The organism is Vulcanococcus sp. CPBay_Sum15L08_68 (assembly GCF_017855895.1).
Classification (GTDB): domain Bacteria; phylum Cyanobacteriota; class Cyanobacteriia; order PCC-6307; family Cyanobiaceae; genus Vulcanococcus.
On the sequence record NZ_JAFMFX010000022.1, the window covers coordinates 1 to 16,759 of the forward strand.

General features: G+C 64.3%; 17 protein-coding genes. 9 read left to right on the forward strand and 8 right to left on the reverse strand.

Annotated features, from left to right (window positions below; genetic code table 11):
* Positions 1–253, forward strand: a 253-nt coding sequence (locus QZ189_RS05455; protein WP_296421193.1) for a DUF2808 domain-containing protein, incomplete at its 5' end; no start/stop codon positions are given.
* Between the two features lie 16 nt (positions 254–269).
* On the opposite strand, the gene QZ189_RS05460 is transcribed toward QZ189_RS05455, so the two are convergent.
* Positions 270–1,757: a glycosyltransferase family 39 protein gene (locus QZ189_RS05460; RefSeq protein ID WP_296421195.1), complete on the reverse strand. Its 1,488-nt coding sequence runs from the start codon at positions 1,755–1,757 to the stop codon at positions 270–272.
* A gap of 713 nt (positions 1,758–2,470) precedes the next feature.
* Here QZ189_RS05460 and QZ189_RS05465 point away from each other — a divergent pair.
* Positions 2,471–2,710, forward strand: coding sequence for a hypothetical protein (locus tag QZ189_RS05465; protein WP_296421197.1), 240 nt, complete (start codon positions 2,471–2,473; stop codon positions 2,708–2,710).
* Between the two features lie 9 nt (positions 2,711–2,719).
* Here QZ189_RS05465 and QZ189_RS05470 read toward each other — a convergent pair whose 3' ends face one another.
* Positions 2,720–3,415, reverse strand: coding sequence for a rubrerythrin family protein (locus QZ189_RS05470; RefSeq protein WP_296421198.1), 696 nt, complete (start codon positions 3,413–3,415; stop codon positions 2,720–2,722).
* A gap of 203 nt (positions 3,416–3,618) precedes the next feature.
* On the opposite strand from QZ189_RS05470, the gene QZ189_RS05475 reads away from it, so the two are divergent.
* The 6 genes from QZ189_RS05475 to QZ189_RS05500 all read left to right on the forward strand — a co-directional run bounded on the left by QZ189_RS05475 (position 3,619) and on the right by QZ189_RS05500 (position 11,275).
* On the forward strand, positions 3,619–4,845 hold the full coding sequence (locus QZ189_RS05475; protein WP_296416404.1) for an FAD/NAD(P)-binding oxidoreductase: 1,227 nt from the start codon (positions 3,619–3,621) through the stop codon (positions 4,843–4,845).
* On the forward strand, positions 4,845–5,354 hold the full coding sequence (locus QZ189_RS05480; RefSeq protein ID WP_296421199.1) for an NAD(P)H-dependent oxidoreductase: 510 nt from the start codon (positions 4,845–4,847) through the stop codon (positions 5,352–5,354). The genes QZ189_RS05475 and QZ189_RS05480 overlap by 1 nt, the downstream gene beginning before the upstream one ends.
* Positions 5,354–6,046, forward strand: coding sequence for a pirin family protein (locus QZ189_RS05485; protein WP_296421200.1), 693 nt, complete (start codon positions 5,354–5,356; stop codon positions 6,044–6,046). The genes QZ189_RS05480 and QZ189_RS05485 overlap by 1 nt, the downstream gene beginning before the upstream one ends.
* A 65-nt stretch (positions 6,047–6,111) precedes the next feature.
* Entirely contained in the window at positions 6,112–6,354 is a 243-nt protein-coding gene (locus tag QZ189_RS05490; RefSeq protein ID WP_247478852.1) for a hypothetical protein, read from the forward strand.
* Between the two features lie 48 nt (positions 6,355–6,402).
* Positions 6,403–8,571 carry a glutamine synthetase III gene (locus QZ189_RS05495; protein WP_296421201.1) on the forward strand — a complete coding sequence of 723 codons (2,169 nt, stop codon included), beginning with the start codon at positions 6,403–6,405 and terminating at the stop codon, positions 8,569–8,571.
* Between the two features lie 37 nt (positions 8,572–8,608).
* Complete coding sequence (locus QZ189_RS05500) at positions 8,609–11,275, forward strand: HAD-IC family P-type ATPase (protein ID WP_296421203.1); 2,667 nt, start codon at positions 8,609–8,611, stop codon at positions 11,273–11,275.
* Here the strand turns inward: QZ189_RS05500 and QZ189_RS05505 are convergent, their stop codons facing one another.
* From QZ189_RS05505 to QZ189_RS05515, 3 genes are all read right to left on the reverse strand, one after another.
* Positions 11,276–11,503: a hypothetical protein gene (locus QZ189_RS05505; protein WP_010317795.1), complete on the reverse strand. Its 228-nt coding sequence runs from the start codon at positions 11,501–11,503 to the stop codon at positions 11,276–11,278.
* A 94-nt stretch (positions 11,504–11,597) separates the two neighbouring features.
* Positions 11,598–12,800: an FAD-dependent monooxygenase gene (locus QZ189_RS05510; RefSeq protein ID WP_296421205.1), complete on the reverse strand. Its 1,203-nt coding sequence runs from the start codon at positions 12,798–12,800 to the stop codon at positions 11,598–11,600.
* Positions 12,797–13,288 carry a DUF308 domain-containing protein gene (locus QZ189_RS05515; RefSeq protein WP_296418282.1) on the reverse strand — a complete coding sequence of 164 codons (492 nt, stop codon included), beginning with the start codon at positions 13,286–13,288 and terminating at the stop codon, positions 12,797–12,799. Before QZ189_RS05515 ends, QZ189_RS05510 begins: the two co-directional genes overlap by 4 nt.
* Positions 13,289–13,388: 100 nt before the next feature.
* Here QZ189_RS05515 and cysK point away from each other — a divergent pair, with 100 nt between their 5' ends.
* Positions 13,389–14,369 (forward strand): cysteine synthase A, encoded by a 981-nt coding sequence (cysK, locus tag QZ189_RS05520; RefSeq protein ID WP_010317798.1) that lies wholly within the window; start codon positions 13,389–13,391, stop codon positions 14,367–14,369.
* On the opposite strand, the gene QZ189_RS05525 is transcribed toward cysK, so the two are convergent.
* From QZ189_RS05525 to QZ189_RS05535, 3 genes are read right to left on the reverse strand one after another with little or no spacing between them, the layout of a single operon-like run.
* Positions 14,370–14,597, reverse strand: a complete 228-nt coding sequence (locus QZ189_RS05525; RefSeq protein ID WP_010317799.1) for a DUF6447 family protein — start codon at positions 14,595–14,597, stop codon at positions 14,370–14,372.
* Between the two features lie 26 nt (positions 14,598–14,623).
* Positions 14,624–15,010, reverse strand: a complete 387-nt coding sequence (locus QZ189_RS05530) for a hypothetical protein (RefSeq protein WP_247478847.1) — start codon at positions 15,008–15,010, stop codon at positions 14,624–14,626.
* 9 nt (positions 15,011–15,019) lie between these two features.
* The gene (locus QZ189_RS05535; protein WP_247478846.1) at positions 15,020–16,756 is read right to left on the reverse strand and encodes an ABC transporter ATP-binding protein; all 1,737 of its coding nucleotides are present in this window, start codon (positions 16,754–16,756) and stop codon (positions 15,020–15,022) included.
* Between the last annotated feature and the right edge of the window lie 3 nt (positions 16,757–16,759).

Sequence of the window (16,759 nt, forward strand, 5' to 3'; positions counted from 1 at the left end):
AGGCATTGCCTCGAAGACCCGCTGTCTGGAGACCATCCCGGCGACGGTGGAGGTCGCACCCGATGGCACTGCGATCGAGATCTTCCCGGATCGGCCTGTCCCAACCGGCACCACGATCGGCGTCTACATGCAGATCTTCAACCCCAGCGCGGGGATGTATCAGTTCAACGCCCTCGGACAGGCTCCAGGTGCTGTTCCAATCTCGGGCTACCTCGGCAGTTGGGTCGTCGAAATCAACGGTGCTGGCGAGTAGCTGGCATTTCTGACCTCTAGCGCCGGTAGGGCCACGGGTAATCACCCGGGCCCGCTTCAAAGCTGACGACTTCAAGGTCAAGGGCGTCCTGGCCGGCGCGTTGAACCGTGACGATCCCGAGTGATTGGATCTGATCAACTGGCTTCGGGAAGTCACGTTTTGTGAGAGGCGATCCCGGTTCGACCGGGGCAATCAACACCCCCTGGGTTGTCTTGCCTGGGTTGAGTGAGGGCCAGTAGGCAAAGCCGCGTGGGTCGTTGCTCAAGGTCGTGAAGCGCCTCGATCTCTCCTCGCCAAGCGCCAGCGCCAGAAATCCTGGGATCTCATAGCGGTGGGAGGCGATGACATCCGCCTGCTGAATGGCGGTCCAGATCTCGGGGTTGGCGCGCAAGGCCTTGCGCACCTCGGCAGGCTGCATCAGCTGGGCGGACGGGTCTTCTCTGGTTGGAATCCAGCTCTGAAGGATTCCCCATCGCATCTGCAGCCCGGCCACCAGCAGCAGAGGCGGAAGGGTGCAGCCAGTCAGAAGAACGCCGCCGCGCACCCGGCGTGAATTCCACCCCTTGGATGCGATCCAGGCGGAGGCCAGCGGTAGAGCGATCCACCAGGCCGGGACCAGCCAACTGGCCATCACCTGCATGCGTCCTGCCAGAACGGCGAAGACCAACAACTGCGGGATGGAGAGCATCCGCAGGAGCGGGGTCGCCGGATTGACGTTCCACGCGCCCCGATGGCTCGGCCAGAGCACCGACAGCAGGGTGAGCCCAACGGTGGGGAACAGCAGCCCGAGTTGTGTCAGGAGGAACAGGGCTGAATTGCCGAGCGCGAAACTATTGCTCGCTCCGGTTCTGCCTGATTGAAAGGCGAATGAAATCCAGTCGTGCTGGATATTCCAAAGCCAGAGGGGAGCGGCCAGAGCGGCCCAAAACAGAAGACTGAGGTAAGGCCAGGGTTGGCTCCATCGCTGCCTCGACCTTGGGGTGCTCAATGAGGCAACGAGCAGGGAGGCAAGAACGATGAAGGCGTGATATTTCGAGAGTGTGATCGCAGCGGCAATCGCGCCAAGCTCAAGCGCCTCACGGGCCGACGACGGTGTCAGTTGCGGGTGACGGGAGAGCCACCAGAGCAACAAGGCCAGCCCCAGCAGCAGCGGGCTGTCTGGAAGGAGGAGAATGCCTCCGCAGATGAACAACAGCGGGCAGCTGCTTCCAAGCAGTGCCAACCAGAGCTGAGCCGCCTTGCCATACCAGCGCTTCGTTGCATCGGCCAGAAGTGCCAAGGCCGCTGTGTAGCTCAGGAGCGACGGCAGCCTCAGGGCCAGGGTGTTGCTACCTAATTGCTGTCCAGCCCAGGACCAGATCCCAACGGCAACCGGATGGTCGAAGTAGCTGAGATCAAGCTGTCTGCCGTAGAAGACGTAATAGGCCTCGTCGTATCCCGGTGGGATCAGTGCAGCCAGCAGAAGCCGCAGACAGAACCCCAGTCCCAGGACATACCAAACCATCTGCACAAAAAATTATTTGGACGCAGAGATCGCCAGTCCCGATTGCCCTGACAACGCAGGGCCAACTGGCACTCCCGCCCGCGTTAGGCCCTGTGCCACCAGGATTGCCATGGCGATCGACAGGACGGCCAGCTTTCGATCAGACATCGATCTAGTGCCTACTGAGCAATTCTTTGGATTGCTGGGTGCCGAAGCAAGCACGGCTTTCTGTGTTCTTTAACCCAAGCAACAGTGATGCTTGGCACAACACAGATAGAACCATCTGGTAAGAATTCGATTACCGCTGGTTTGCAGAGAGGACTGCGGTGGCAAGCTCAGCCATCCATTGCGCGAATGGGTGGCTTCTTGTCATCCCTTTGCCCTTACCAGTGATTAACAATCGATTAAGGCGATGGCCTCTGGTTTGGGGTCAGCGTATCTCCAGGTTGCGGCCTTCTTTTGCCTGTATATCGCGTTGAATGCGACGGAGCGCCAGTCCTGATGGAGCTTGCGTTCGATGATCTCGAGACGGCAGCCCGAGAAGCCTGTCTTTGGGCCACGGAAACAGGCAGTGAGCTGCAGCGGTTAGAGAACTTGGACACAGGGCAATCAGCCTTGATTCGTTGTGATCAGCTGGGCTCCCCGCTCATTGCGCCCCGCTAGCCATGATCCGCACGATGTGTGTTGATCGATACCTAGTGGCTGATTAATCTTGATCTGGTTCGGATTGGCCCATGTCGCGTACGACTCGCCTGATTAAGCGTCTCGATAAAGCTCTCGCTGACTACAAAACCTTTGGGTCCCATCCCGATGCGTTTGTGGATGAGCTCTTTGCAGAGATCGAGGACGATGTTCAGGTCTTGGTTGGCAAGTCGAAGCCTTCCCATTGGGAAGAAATGTATGTGGAGCGGGATCGCGCGATCATCAAAACCTTGGTCTTGAACCGCGCGATGTCCATGGGGCCATCCGATTAACGACTAGCCCTAGCCCTGGTAAGGCACAAAGTTCCCCTTGCGGGTCCCGCAGATGGGGCAGCTCCAGTCCTCGGGAATCGACTCAAAGGGTGTGCCGGCGGCGATGCCTGAATCGGGGTCCCCTTGGGCGGGGTCGTAGATCACACCGCAGACCTTGCAGATCCAGCGCCCTGCGGTGGGCGTTGCCCTGTTGTCTCCACTGCCGGCGCCGGTGAGGGACTGCAGAGCCTGGCTGTAGCGGCCGGCGTGGTGCTGCTCCACGGGCGCCAGCAGTCCGAAGTTGCGGGCGGCGGTTCGGAACACGCCGGCGTGCTCCTTGGATTCATCGATCTGCTCGTTGAATTCCGCCACGGCTCCCTGGTCGCGGTCCCGCTGCGCCTGGGCGGCGAACTCGGGGTACATCACCTCGAACTCGTAGGTCTCCCCTTCAATGGCCAGCTCGAGGCAGCGCGCCAGCAGTGCGTCCTTGGCGTCCTGGCTCAAGGCCTCAGGGTTCTCCACTACTAATTCGGGGTGCAGCAGGCGGAAGTGGGCAAAGGCGTGCTCGGTTTCCTGCTGGGCGGTCTCCCGGAACAGCCGCGCCAGTTCGCCATGGCCGAGTTGCTTGGCCAGATCGGCGAAAAACAAGTACTTGCGGTTGGCCATGCTCTCGCCGCCAAAAGCCGCCTCGAGGTTCTGGAGGGTGCCGGGATTGCTGGTGTTCATCGACTCGCATCAACTGCGGCCAGCATAGGCGCTAAGTCGTAGTCGTTATGAGTACGGGATAGGTTTTGAGTATTTCTGCTTAGGTCTCATTGCGGCCGAGTCCTTCTTTATTTGTCCATTGCCGTCTGGAATCCTGCGGCGGGGCTGCCGGGTTGGCCCCCTTCTGGTTAGATCTGGGGTAAGCGCGTCTTGATTCAGCGGCCATGGGCCATCACCAGGTATTGATCGTGGGCGGCGGCGCCGCTGGAATCACGGTGGCGGCTCGCCTGAAGAAGGCCCGTCCGGCCTTGGACATCGCGATCCTTGAGCCCTCGAGCGACCACTACTACCAACCGGGTTGGACCCTGGTCGGTGGCGGGGTCTTCAGCCTGGAGCAGACCCGCCGCAACGAGGCCAGCCTGATTCCCGCGGGTGTCACCTGGATCCGTGAGTCCGCTGCGGGCTTCACCCCCGAGAGCAACAGCGTCAGCACCAGCGCTGGTCAAACCCTGACCTACGACGCCCTGGTGGTGGCCACCGGGATGAAGCTCAACTGGGAGGCCATCAAGGGCTTGCCTGAGGCCCTGGGCAAAGGCGGGGTCTGTAGCAACTACTCCAAGGATTTCGCTGCTTACACCTGGGAGTGCATCCAGAACTTCAAGGGCGGCAACGCGGTCTTCACCTGCGCGCCCATGCCGATCAAGTGCCCCGGTGCGCCGCAAAAGATCGCCTACCTGGCCGATGACGCGATCAAGCGCGATCCCGCGATCGCGGCCAAGAGCAAGGTCATCTACGCCACGGCCACCCCTGGAATCTTTGGCGTCCCCACCTATGCCGCGCCCCTGCGGGAGGTGGTGGCCCGCAAGGGCATCGATGCCCGCTACTCCCACACCCTGATCGAGGTCAGGCCGGCGAGCAAAGAGGCGGTCTTCAAGGTCAGCAAAGAGGGCGAGGAGCCCCGCGAGGAGGTCATCAACTACGAGCTTCTGCATGTCACCCCGCCGATGGCGGCTCCGGACGTCGTGGCCCAGAGCCCCCTGGCTGCCGCTAGTGGCTTTGTCGAGGTGGGCAAGCACAACCTCCAGCACGTGCGCTTCCCCAACGTCTTTGCCATCGGTGATGTGGGCGGCATGCCCAACTCCAAGACCGCCGCCGCGGTGCGCGGTCAGGCCCCGGTCCTGGTGACCAACCTGCTGGCTCAGCTTGAGGGCGGCCAGGGTCAGGGGTCCTACGACGGCTACAGCTGCTGCCCGCTGATCACCGGCTACGGCAAGACGATCATGGCCGAGTTCAACTACGAGCAGCAGCCCACCCCCTCCTTCCCCCTGGATCCCACCAAGGAGCGCTGGAGCATGTGGATCATGAAGAGCGTGGTGCTGCCCTGGGTCTATTGGAACCGGATGCTCAAAGGCGGTGACCACGAGCGCCGCTTCATCCCTGGCGTGAAGTAGTGGCTGACGTTCTCGTCCTGAGCGCCAGCAATGGCGAAAACCTCAAGCTGGCCGAGCGCTTTGCGGCGGCTGCCCAGAGCCAAGGCTGCAGCGCTGAGGTGCTGGATCTCACCGCCCTTGACCTGCCGCTCTTCACGCCCCGCGCCCAGGAGCAGGGCCCCCCGGCCGCTCTCGCCGGGCTGCAGCAGAAGCTGATGGACACGCCCCGCTGGGTGATCTGTGCTCCGGAATACAACGGCTCGATCCCGCCGGTGCTGACCAGCGCCATCGCCTGGCTGTCGGTGCAGGGCAGCGACTTCCGGGCCCTCTTCAATGGCCGGCCCGTTGTGATCGCGACCCACTCGGGCGGCGGTGGCTACACGGTGATGACCGCTCTGCGGCTGCAATTGGCGCACTTGGGCGCCCATGTCGTGGGTCGTCAGTTGGTGAGCAACGGCAGCCACCCGGCCAAGGACGACAGCATCGCGGACCTGCTCGCCAGACTGCAGCGGCTTCAAGCCCCCGAGTAATGCCCCCGCTGTTGCGTCCCGCAGCTGAGCGTTTCCATAGCCAGCTCGATTGGCTCGACAGCTGGCACAGCTTCTCCTTCTCCAGTCACTACGACCCGGCCTGGATGGGCTTCGGTCCGCTGCGGGTCATCAATGACGACGTCATTGCCGCCGGCAAGGGCTTTGGCATGCACCCGCACCGGGACATGGAGATCATCACGGTGATGGTCGAGGGGGAGCTGCACCACCGCGACTCCATGGGCCATGCCGAGGTGCTGCGGGCCGGGGAGGTGCAGCGGATGAGCGCTGGCACCGGTGTGGTCCACAGCGAGGTCAATGGCGGCCAGGCCCCCTGCCGCCTGCTGCAGATCTGGATTGAACCCGCCTCAGCGGGGATCCCCCCTGACTACGAACAGAAGCCCTTCGCTTTGGCCGAGGGCTGGACGCCCCTGATCGACCCCCAGGCCGCTGACGGGGCTATGGCGATTCATCGGTCCGTGCGGCTCTGGCGCGCCCAGGTCCCAGCGGGGACCGAGCTGGCCTGGCCGGCCTCCGAGCGCTGCGCCAGTTGGCTGCAGATCATCACGGGTGGATTGGCCCTGCCTCAGTCCTTGGCCCGGGGTGATGGCCTGGGACTGGCTGCCGGCGAGGCTCCGGCTTCTGTTCAGGCTGGAGCCGATGGGGTGGATCTGCTGCTGTTTGAGCTGAGCTAGCGGACTACCAGAAGCTGTGTCCTGCGCTGCTGCACGGCTGCGCCGTTGCCGCCAGGCTTGGGCTGATGACACTCCTCCATTCCTTCCCCGTGGAATTCCGCTTGACGGACCGTGGCGGCGAACCCCATCCAGTCCTCGATGACTGCTTTGAGAGCCTTGAGCTCGCCCAAAGCGCGGCCCTGACCTGGCTGGTCCATCAAGGGCTGATCGATCCTGCGATCCCCTCAGAACTGCAGGATCAACTGATCACCCAGTTCATCGGCCTGGAGCGCCGGACCCCCAGTGGCGACTGGCGCACCCTGCGCTAGCGGACCACCTGTCCCCGATGATGGTGTCACTTTGATACCGAAGTGGCCATGCCAAGCGCTGAGCGTTTTGCTGCCCTGCAGACCATTCAGCGGCGCAAGCCCGCTGCGGTGACTAAGCCTTCGGCCCTGCACGAGATCTGGGCCGATGACGTCTTCACCCTGGCTCGGATGAAGGAGGCCCTGCCTCGCCAGGTGTTCAAGTCGCTTCAGAAAACCATCCGTGAAGGTGGTGCGATCGACCCGTCCATCGCCGACTCCGTGGCGAATGCCATGAAGGACTGGGCGACCAGCCGCGGCGCCCTCTACTACTCCCACGTCTTCTATCCGCTCACCAACCTGACCGCGGAGAAGCACGACGGCTTCATCACCCCCAAGAGTGATGGCCGTGCCATCACCGCTTTCACCGGCAAATTGCTGGTGCAGGGCGAGCCCGACGGTTCCTCCTTCCCCAACGGTGGCCTGCGCTCCACCTTCGAGGCCCGCGGCTACACCGCCTGGGATGCCACCAGCCCCGCCTGGCTGATGCGCACGCCCAACGGCGTCACCCTCTGCATCCCCACGGTCTTCGTCTCCTGGACCGGTGAGGCCCTCGACAAGAAGACGCCGCTGCTGCGCTCCAATGCCGCGGTCAACCGCCAGGCCAAGCGGGTGCTGCAACTGCTGGGCGAGACCGAGATCGCCCCGATCAACTCCAGCTGCGGCGCCGAGCAGGAGTACTTCCTGGTGGATAACGCCCTGATGGCGCTCCGCCCGGACCTGCAGCTCTCGGGCCGCAGCCTCTTTGGTGCTCCCCCGGCCAAGGGTCAGCAGTTCGATGACCACTACTTCGGCGCCATCCCCGAGCGGGTTCAGGTGTTCATGCAGGACGTGGAGGACCAGCTCTACCGCCTGGGTGTTCCCGCCAAGACCCGCCACAACGAGGTGGCTCCGGGCCAGTTCGAGATCGCTCCGGTGCACGAGGCGGCCAACGTGGCCACCGATCACCAGCAGCTGATCATGACCGTGCTCAAGAGCACGGCGAAGAAGCACGGCTTCACTTGCCTGCTGCACGAGAAGCCCTTCGCCGGCGTCAACGGCAGCGGCAAGCACGTCAACTGGTCGATCGGCAACAGCACCCAGGGCAACCTGCTGGATCCCGGCAGCACCCCCCACGAGAACATGCAGTTCCTGCTGTTCTGCGGGGCTGTGATCCGCGGCGTGCACCAGTACGGCCCGCTGATGCGTGCGGCGATTGCAACCGCCAGCAATGACCACCGCCTGGGCGCCAACGAAGCACCTCCGGCGATCATCTCCGTCTACCTCGGCAGCCAGCTCGAGGACGTCTTCAACCAGATCAAGGGCGGCCAGCTCAAGAGCTCGGCCACCGGCGGAATGATGCGCCTGGGCATCGACAGCCTGCCGGAGTTCCCCAAGGACGCCGGCGACCGTAACCGCACCTCACCCTTCGCCTTCACCGGCAACCGCTTCGAGTTCCGCGCCGTGGGCTCCGGCCAGTCCGTGGCTGGTCCCTTGGTGGTCCTCAACACGGTGCTGGCCGATTCCCTGGCCTGGATTGCCGATCAGCTGGAGGCCCGCACGGCCAAGGGCGAGAGCGTCGAGAAGGCCAGCATGGCTGTGCTGCAGCAGATCACCCAGGAGAACGGCAACGTGATCTTTGGCGGCGACGGCTACTCCAGCGAGTGGCATGAGCTGGCCGTCAAGGAGCGTGGTCTGGAGAACCTGCGCACCACCGCTGATGCCCTGCCGGTGCTGCAGCGTCCCGCCATTCGCGACCTCTTCTCCCGCCACAACGTGCTCAGCCCCGTTGAGCTGGAGAGCCGCTACGAGGTCTACTCCGAGCAGTACTGCCTGGCGATTGAGGTGGAGGCCCGCCTGGCCGTGCGGATCGCCCGCACCCAGCTCTACCCCGCCGTCAGCGCCTACCTCGGCGAGCTGGCTGGATCGCTGCAGGAGCAGGAGGCCATCGGCCTGAATCCCTCCAAGGCGCTCGCTCAGCAAATCGCTGGCCTGAATCAGCAGCTGCTGGACCGTGCCGCCGCCCTGGAGACCGCCCTGGGCAATGCGCCCCACGGCGCCGAGGCCCACATGCGTCACTGTGCCGACCAGCTGATGGTCCGCATGGGTGAACTGCGGGAGGCCGCCGATGCCCTGGAGGGTCTGGTGGATGACACCGCCTGGCCGCTGCCCACCTACCAGGAGATGCTCTTCGTCCGCTGATTTGAGCTATCGCTAGGGCTAGCTCGATGCCCCTGCGATGCAGCCGCTCCTCACCCCTGCTTACGTCTCAAGCGGGGGTGAGGTTGTTGCTGCACTCGAGACCGACGCGAAACGGGGGCTCTCCCCTGCGGAAGTGCAACGGCGCGTCCATCAAGTCGGAACGAATCGCCTGAGCCCAGAACCGCTGAAGCCGTTGTGGCTTCGGTTCCTTCAGCAGTTCGACAATCCCCTACTGATCACCCTGCTGATCGTCGGGGCCGTCAAGCTCGCGATGGGTGATCCGCAGGATGCCTTGGTGATCATCAGCGTCACCGTGATCAATGCGGTGATCGGCACCGTTCAGGAAGGCAAAGCCGAGAGCGCGATTGCGGCTTTAGCCGACAGCGTCCGCACCGATGTCTTGGTGCTCCGAGATGGCGCTGCCCTGCAGCTGGATTCCGAGGCGTTGGTGCCTGGTGATGTCGTGCAGCTCGAGGCTGGCTGCAAGGTTCCAGCGGATCTGCGGCTGCTGCAGGTCCGCTCCTTGCGCACCGATGAATCTGCCCTGACTGGGGAGTCAGTGCCCGTCGAGAAATCCACCGGAGCGTTGCAGCTAGAGGCTCCCCTCGCTGAGCGCAGTTGCATGGCCTACGCCGGGAGTTTTGTCACCGCAGGGCAGGGCACAGGCGTTGTGGTGACCACTGGCGATGCCACGGAGGTGGGGCAGATCTCGGTGGCCCTGAATCAGGCGGTCAGCCTCTCCACTCCCTTAACTCGCAAGTTGGTGGGCTTCAGTCGCACGCTGCTGCGACTGATCGTTCTGCTCGCGATCTTCACCTTTGTCGTGGGTCTGGCGAAGGGACGAGATTGGGCTGAGATGTTCGATGGCGCCGTGGCCCTCGCCGTGGGTGCCATCCCAGAGGAACTCCCGGCGATTGTCACGATCATCCTGGCCATTGGCGTCCATCGGATGGCCAGACGCCGCGCGATCATCCGCAAGTTGCCTGCCGTGGAGACGCTCGGCAGTACAACCGTGATCTGCTCAGACAAGACAGGGACGCTCACCCAGAACCGGATGACGGTCGAGCATGTCTATGCCGCCGGCATTCTCCAGCCACTGCGGGACCTCTGGCCCATGGACGATGCGGGCAAGGGAGTCAATCTCGCTCTTCAGGAGACCCTGCTGGCCGGCTTGTTGTGCAACGACGCACAGGCCGGTAGCGATGACCAATGGGTAGGCGATCCCACCGAAACGGCTCTGCTGGCGGCCGCACATTCCGTTGGGATGAACCATCGCTCAGCCCATGACCAGCACCCGCGGCGCGATGTGATTCCGTTCGAGTCCGAACGGCAATACATGGCGACCCTGCACGGCAGTGAGCGCATCTTGCTGAAGGGATCCGTGGAGGCTGTTCTGCAGCGCTGCAGTCATGCGTTGGACGCGCAGGGGCAGCGTTGCGTGCTGAATGCCGAGGCGATTCAGGCGGCGGTCTCCGCCATGGCGGGCCAAGGCGAGCGGGTCTTGGCGTTTGCCATTGGTCTTGGTGCGCAGCAGCAGCGGCTTGAGCATCACCACCTCAACGGCGATTTCACCTTTCTTGGGCTCCAAGGAATGCAGGACCCGCCGCGACCGGAGGCGATCCAAGCGGTTGCCGCCTGCAGGGCCGCTGGGGTCAAGGTGAAATTGATCACCGGCGATCACATTCAAACGGCCATCGCCATTGCTCGGTTGATGGGAATTGGCTCCCCTGGAGAGGTTCAGGCCATGGATGGATCGGCCTTGGCAGCCCTGAGCTCCGACGCCCTGGCGGAGGTGGTGGATTCCGTCGATGTCTTTGCCCGTGTTGCCCCAGCCCAGAAACTTCAGCTGGTTGAGGCACTGCAGGCCAACGGCGAAGTGGTGGCCATGACCGGCGATGGCGTCAACGATGCGCCCGCTCTGAAGCAAGCGGACATCGGCATCGCCATGGGACGCAGTGGGACGGAGGTGGCCCGTCAGGCCGCCGACATGCTGCTGACCGATGACAACTTCGCCACGATCGAGGCGGCCGTGGAAGAAGGTCGCGGGGTCTACCTCAACTTGAGGAAGACCCTGGCCTTTGTCCTTCCGGTGAATGGCGGCGCCTCCATGACGATCCTGATGGCGGGTCTGCTGGGGACCCCCTTGCCCGTCAGTGCATTGCAGGTGCTTTGGCTGAACATGATTTGTTCACTGACCATGTCCATCGCCCTGGCCTTTGAACCGCTGAGCCCGGCGTTGATGAGCCAGGCGCCGCGACAGCCGGAAGAGCCCCTCTTGAACCCGGCATTAATACGGCGCGTGATCCTGGTCTCCCTCTTCAATTGGTGTGTGATCTTCGGGCTGTTCTTCTGGGCTCAGCATCAGCTCGGTGATCTTCAGTTGGCCCGGACGATGGCGGTGCAGGGTTTGGTGCTGTCGCACTTGGTTTATCTCGTGGCCATTAGCCATTGGCGCCAGGTCTGGCCGTTCCGCTTGCGGGATCTGCGCCAGGCACCTGCCGTCCCCCTGGGAGTGATGGCCACGTTCGCCCTGCAAGGGCTCTTCAGTCAGGCCGGTTGGATGAATGCCTTCTTCGGTACAAGCCCGCTCAATGGCTCGCAGCTGGCGGTTTGCGCCTTGCCGATGCTGTTGATGATTCCGGTGACGCGTTGTGCCGAGTGGTTGGATCCCATGGAGCGACGGTCCCCCGCCACCTTGGGTTGATCAATCGCTCGGCTGCTCGTGCATCACTTCAAAGCGATCCCGCGGCTTCTCTGGCGGTGAGGTTGTTGGCTCCCCTTTCAGGGGGCAGAACTGATCAACAGTGGGGATATTGACGTCGTAGTGCTTGAACACCTCCCGAAGCCGGGCCGCACAGTGCTCGTTGCAGTTCGGCCCGCCGTAATGGGGGCAGATCTCGATCCAACGTTCGTCTTGGAGGTTGTCGGACATCCCAGGTCGTCCATGTCCTGACGGCTGATCACACTCTGGCTCCAACCCCCGGGCTTGGCTATGCAAAGCGCGTGACGCTGGCCTGTCTTGATCCTTAGGGCTGAAGGTTTGCCCCGGCCAAGGCGTTCCAGCGACCGTCCCGTAGTGGTCCTTGCCTGTTGGTCCACACCCGTTGCGCCAAGGGCCCGGTGATGGCGCGTCCTCCTATCAGTCCCGTGCGGAGGATGCGCTGATGGCCAAGCCAATGGCCCTGCCTCGCTTCCGCCTGCTGAAGCTGCTGCATCTGGCTGACCTCTGCCCGCCGGCGTTTCTCAATGGCCTGTGCTGCTCCATCGAGGTCACTGGAGCGCTCCAGCAGCAACTCAGCCGCCACCAGGCTGTCCCGCAACGCCAGGTTGATGCCTTGGGCACGAACCGGACTCATCGGGTGGGCGGCATCTCCAAGCAGCAGCAATCCCGGTTGCTGCCAGCGCTCCGCCATGCCCACCTGGACCTTGAAGCGCACGGGGGCGCTCAGCCTCTCCCCCCGCTCCTGCAGCAGATGGGCCAGGGGCTCCGGTGCCAGCGCCGCCAACCGCTCTGCCCACTCCTGCGGGGTGAGGGACTCTGCGCTGTCCTGGGGCTCGAGCAACCAGGCCAGTTGCAGATCCCCTGAGGCGTTGAGGCAGGCACTGCCGATGCGGCCGCCGGCCACGAGGGTCTGGAAACCCCAGACGCAATCGCTGGGGATCGGTCCAGGCAGCGCAAACCAGAGCAACTCCAGTGGACTGCCCGAGTGGCGCAGTGGAATCCCGGCCTGTTGACGCAGCAGTGAACCGCGGCCATCGCAGCCGATGACCAGATCCGCCTGCAGCGCCTCGCCGTTGCTGAGCTCGACGCCGCTGATGCGCCCATCGCACCGGAGGAGCCGGCGGACAGCCTGGCCTGGCCTCCAGCGCAGCGTCGGGCAGCGCAGGGCGCGCTCGAGCAGTGCCTCCAGCAGGCTCTGCTGAGGTACGAGCCGGCAGGGTTGCAGCGACCCCAGGGGTTCTGCCACCTGGAAGAGGCGCTGGCGCTCGAGCCAGACGCTCCATCCCTCCAGGGGCCGCTGCGGCAGCTGCTCCAGCAGCGGCAGCAGTCCCATTCGGGCCAGGGCCTCCTGACCACTGGGCATCAGGGCATCGCCGCGGAACTGCCGGCTAAAGCGTTCACTGGCTTCGATCAGCTCGACCTGCGCTCCGCCTTCGGCGAGCTGGAGCGCCAGGCTCAATCCAGCGGGCCCCGCTCCAACAACGATGAACCGGGGCGGGAGGGTCACTCAGCCGTCAGCAGCCTGAACCCAGTGAAGAACAGGGAGATCCCGAAGAGAGTTCCCACGGCCCAGAGGCTGTCGCTGGGCCATTCCGCCACGAGCAGTCCCCCCAGCAGAGCCGTGATCAGGCCATCGGCGAGCACCAGGCCGCGGGCCTGGGCCTGGCTGGCGGCGGCCGAGGCCAGCTCCATCACCCCCTCAAAGATCAGCAGCAGTCCGGCAAAGAGGGTCAGGCTGATTTCACTCTCAACCGGGTAGGCCACGACCCAGATGCCCGCCACGACATAGAAGAGACCCGAGAGCCCGCGAAAGACCTTGCCCTTGGTGTCCTCGGCTTGGCCGAGGCGCAGCAGTTGGCTGACCCCAGCCACCGCCGCGATCACCCCGATGCTCAAGGTCAGGGCCGTGGCCGAAATGAAGGGCAGCGCGATCGAGGTCGCACCCGCCAGAGCCAGCAGAACGGCGGCGATGCGGCGCTGGTTTTTGGGGTCCACAGCAGGACTACGAAATCATCCGAACCCTAGAAACGTTTTCCCTATTTGCCTGCCCAGTTCTTAGGGTGCGGCCACTGTTGTGTGTGCAGCCCAGAGCCCCATGGCCGCGATCTTTAGCGATAACAGCCTCACGATCGGGCGCACCCCACTGGTTCAGCTCAACCGCATCACCGAGGGCTGCGGAGCGCGCGTGCTGGCCAAGATCGAGGGCCGCAATCCTGCCTATTCGGTGAAGTGCCGGATCGGTGCGGCGATGGTGGCGGCCGCCGAACGGGATGGTCTGCTGGGCCCCGGCAAGGAGCTGATTGAGCCCACCAGCGGCAACACCGGGATTGCCCTGGCGTTTGTGGCCGCCAGCAAGGGCATCAAGCTCACCTTGACCATGCCCGAAACGATGAGCCTGGAGCGGCGCAAGCTGCTGACGGCCTTTGGGGCACACCTCGAGCTCACCGAGGGCCGGCTGGGCATGACGGGGGCCGTGAACCGGGCCAAGGAGATCGCCGCCAGCGATCCCGATCGCTACGTGCTGCTGCAGCAGTTTGTGAACCCGGCGAATCCCCAGATCCACCACGACACCACCGGCCCTGAGATCTGGAGCGATACCGACGGCAACGTCGACGTCTTCGTCTCCGGTGTTGGCACCGGCGGCACCCTGACCGGGGTGAGCCGCTACATCAAAAACACCCTGGCCAAGCCTCTGCACACGGTGGCGGTCGAGCCGATCAACAGCCCGGTGATCAGCCAGACCAAAGGGGGCCATGCCCTGCAACCCGGCCCCCACAAGATTCAGGGGATCGGTGCTGGTTTTGTTCCCGGCAACCTGGATCTGGCCATGGTCGATGCCGTCGAGCAGGTCAGCGATGAGGAGGCCGTCGAGATGGCCCGGCGCCTCGCCAAAGAAGAGGGGATCCTGGCCGGCATCAGCTGCGGGGCCGCCGCGGTGGCAGCCCTGCGCCTGGCCAAGGATCCAGCCCATGCCGGCAAGACGATCGTTGTGGTCCTCCCCGACTCCGGTGAGCGCTATCTCAGCTCGGTCCTGTTCGAGGGGATCTTCAACGAGCGCGGTCTGCCGATCGCCTGATCAGTCCGCCATCGGCGTGACGCCCTGCAGTCGGTCGTTGAGCTGCATGGCCATGGACTGACGGCCGACGGCCAGGACCTTGAGGGTGTCCTCGTGCATGCGCAGTTGGGCATCGGCCACCTGCATGCCGCGCACCAGTTCCTTGACCTCCTCAGGCAGGGTGTTGAGGTCGTAGCGCTTCCCCTCAAAGGTCAGGACGGGGGGGATCTGGGCGGCGGAGTCGGTCACGACACAAGGCGGTAGACCGGGTCACCTTACGGGTCTTTCTTGCTCTCTGCCGCTGCAATTTGCTTGGGCAGGGGCCGCAGCGGTCGCTTGAAAAAGAACATCAGCAGCTGCCCGACCTGGGTGGTGGTGGTGAGCTCCCAGCCCTCCTTCCCCAGCAGGTTCAGGAAGTGCTGCAGTTGCTCAGCGGGGTGCTTCGGGGCGGCCTTGGCCTTGGCCTGCTGCTCCGGTCCGTACTGCTGGGGGAACTCCCGGCTGATGAACTCCGGGCTGAGCTTCCCGCCCATCCGCTCACTGGCCACCTTGGGGTCTGGGGGCGCCGGGGGATTGTTGTTGTCCACATTGATGTGGATGACCCGGTATTCCCAGACGGGCATCTCACCGAGTGGCTTGGCGGTGGGGCCCTGGTCCGTCATGGGACCAGGTTAAGCACCGCGAATCAGCTGGCGCTCGCAGAGGTCGCGGTAGCGGCCAGGGCGGCTGATCAGCAGGTCGTGGTTGCCCTGATCGACGATCTTGCCGTTCTCGAGCACCAGGATCGAATCGGCCTCCTGCACGGTGGAGAGGCGGTGGGCAATCACCAGAACCGTGCGGCCCTGCATGGCCTGATCGAGGCCCCTCTGTACGGCTTCTTCCGCCTCGGCATCGAGGGCGCTGGTGGCCTCATCCAGCAGCAGCACCGCCGGGTTGCCGAGCACCGCCCGGGCAATGGCCAGCCGTTGCAGTTGGCCGCCGGAGAAGTTGCTGCCCCGCTCCTCGACGCGGGCGTCGTAACCGCCGGGAAGGGCCTCGATGAAACCGTCGGCATTGGCGAGGCGTGCGGCCGCTTGGATCTGCTCCCGGGTGGCCGGCCGGCCAAAGGCGATCGCTTCGGCGACCGTGCCCGAGAAGACAGCGCTCTGTTGAGGCACCAGCGCCACGGCCGTGCGCAGCTCAGCGGCCTTGAGGTCCGCCAGGTTGCGCCCATCCAGCAGCACCTGACCGCCCTGGGCGGTGTTGAAGCGCAGCAGTAGGGAAAAGAGGGTGCTCTTGCCTGCCCCCGAGGGACCGACCAGGGCCACGACCTGGCCAGGTTTGACCTGGAGCGAGAGGTTCTTCAGAACGGGCTGCTGCGGGTCGTAGCCAAAACTCACCTGCTCGAGCAGCAGCTCGCCAGCGACGCGCCCCAGGGGTTGGGCGTCCGGGCGATCGGGTTGCTCGACCGCTTCCCGCTCGATCTCCCGCAGGCGCTTGAGGGAGGCCTGGCCCTGTTGGAACTCGTTGAAGTTGGTGGTCAGGTGGCTGATCGGGTCGATCAGCATCAGCAGGGCGGCGACGTAGCTGCTGAAGCCCTGTCCATCAAGGTCACCGCTTTGGATGCGGGCGGCGCCCATGAGCAGCACCGCCAGGATGCCCGCGGCCTCCAGGAAGCCCACGACGGGGTACTGCAGGGCCAGCAGCTTCTGGGTGCGGTAGCGGGCCTTGCGGTGCAGATCGATCTCAACTTCAAAGCGCTGCTGCAGCCAGGGCTCAGCGGCAAAGGCCCGCACCAGGGGGAGTCCGGAGATCGCTTCTCCCAGCAGGGAGGCCAATTCGCTGACTTGTTTTTGACTCTTTTCTGCGGCGCCCATGACCTTGGCGCCAAAGACGCTCACCAGCACGGCCACCAAGGGGGCCAGCAGCAGGGTGCCGATGGAGAGCTTCCAGTCCAGCCAGACCATGTAGCCGAAGACCACCACCAGCTGCAGCACCGAGGGGGTGGTGTCCTGGATCGTCTTGTAGATGACCTCGCCCACCCGATCGGCGTCTTCTGTCAGGCGGTAGGTCAGGTCGCCGGCAGAGAGCTTCTCGAGCACTCCGAAATCCAGACGTTGGAGCCGCGCGAACAGCCGGCGGCGCAGTTCCTGGCTGACCTGCAGAGCCGGTCCCGCCAGCAGGGTGTCCTGACCAAACTGTGCGATCTTCTGCAGCATGAAGACCGTCAGGGCCAGGCCGATGACCTGCAGCACCCGGTTGAAGTCACCGGCTCCGATCGCGGGAATCAGCTGACCGGCCAACCAGGCCAGGAGCGGCCAGCAGACCACAAAGACGAGCATGCAGGCCCCACCCGCGATCAGCGCGGGACGGTGGGGCTTCAGCAGCGGCAGCAGGCGCCGGAAGCCGGCCGATGAGGGTGCAAGCATCGG

Bases quoted from the DNA above. Each gene is read 5' to 3' on its own strand.
- QZ189_RS05535 (WP_247478846.1), bottom strand. From the start codon at position 16,756: ATGCTTGCACCCTCATCGGCCGGCTTCCGGCGCCTGCTGCCGCTGCTG.
- QZ189_RS05485 (WP_296421200.1), top strand. From the start codon at position 5,354: ATGCCCCCGCTGTTGCGTCCCGCAGCTGAGCGTTTCCATAGCCAGCTC.
- QZ189_RS05505 (WP_010317795.1), bottom strand. From the start codon at position 11,503: ATGTCCGACAACCTCCAAGACGAACGTTGGATCGAGATCTGCCCCCAT.
- QZ189_RS05490 (WP_247478852.1), top strand. From the start codon at position 6,112: ATGACACTCCTCCATTCCTTCCCCGTGGAATTCCGCTTGACGGACCGT.
- QZ189_RS05470 (WP_296421198.1), bottom strand. From the start codon at position 3,415: ATGAACACCAGCAATCCCGGCACCCTCCAGAACCTCGAGGCGGCTTTT.
- QZ189_RS05495 (WP_296421201.1), top strand. From the start codon at position 6,403: ATGCCAAGCGCTGAGCGTTTTGCTGCCCTGCAGACCATTCAGCGGCGC.
- QZ189_RS05460 (WP_296421195.1), bottom strand. From the start codon at position 1,757: ATGGTTTGGTATGTCCTGGGACTGGGGTTCTGTCTGCGGCTTCTGCTG.
- QZ189_RS05500 (WP_296421203.1), top strand. From the start codon at position 8,609: ATGCAGCCGCTCCTCACCCCTGCTTACGTCTCAAGCGGGGGTGAGGTT.
- QZ189_RS05475 (WP_296416404.1), top strand. From the start codon at position 3,619: ATGGGCCATCACCAGGTATTGATCGTGGGCGGCGGCGCCGCTGGAATC.
- QZ189_RS05530 (WP_247478847.1), bottom strand. From the start codon at position 15,010: ATGACGGACCAGGGCCCCACCGCCAAGCCACTCGGTGAGATGCCCGTC.
- QZ189_RS05465 (WP_296421197.1), top strand. From the start codon at position 2,471: ATGTCGCGTACGACTCGCCTGATTAAGCGTCTCGATAAAGCTCTCGCT.
- cysK (WP_010317798.1), top strand. From the start codon at position 13,389: ATGGCCGCGATCTTTAGCGATAACAGCCTCACGATCGGGCGCACCCCA.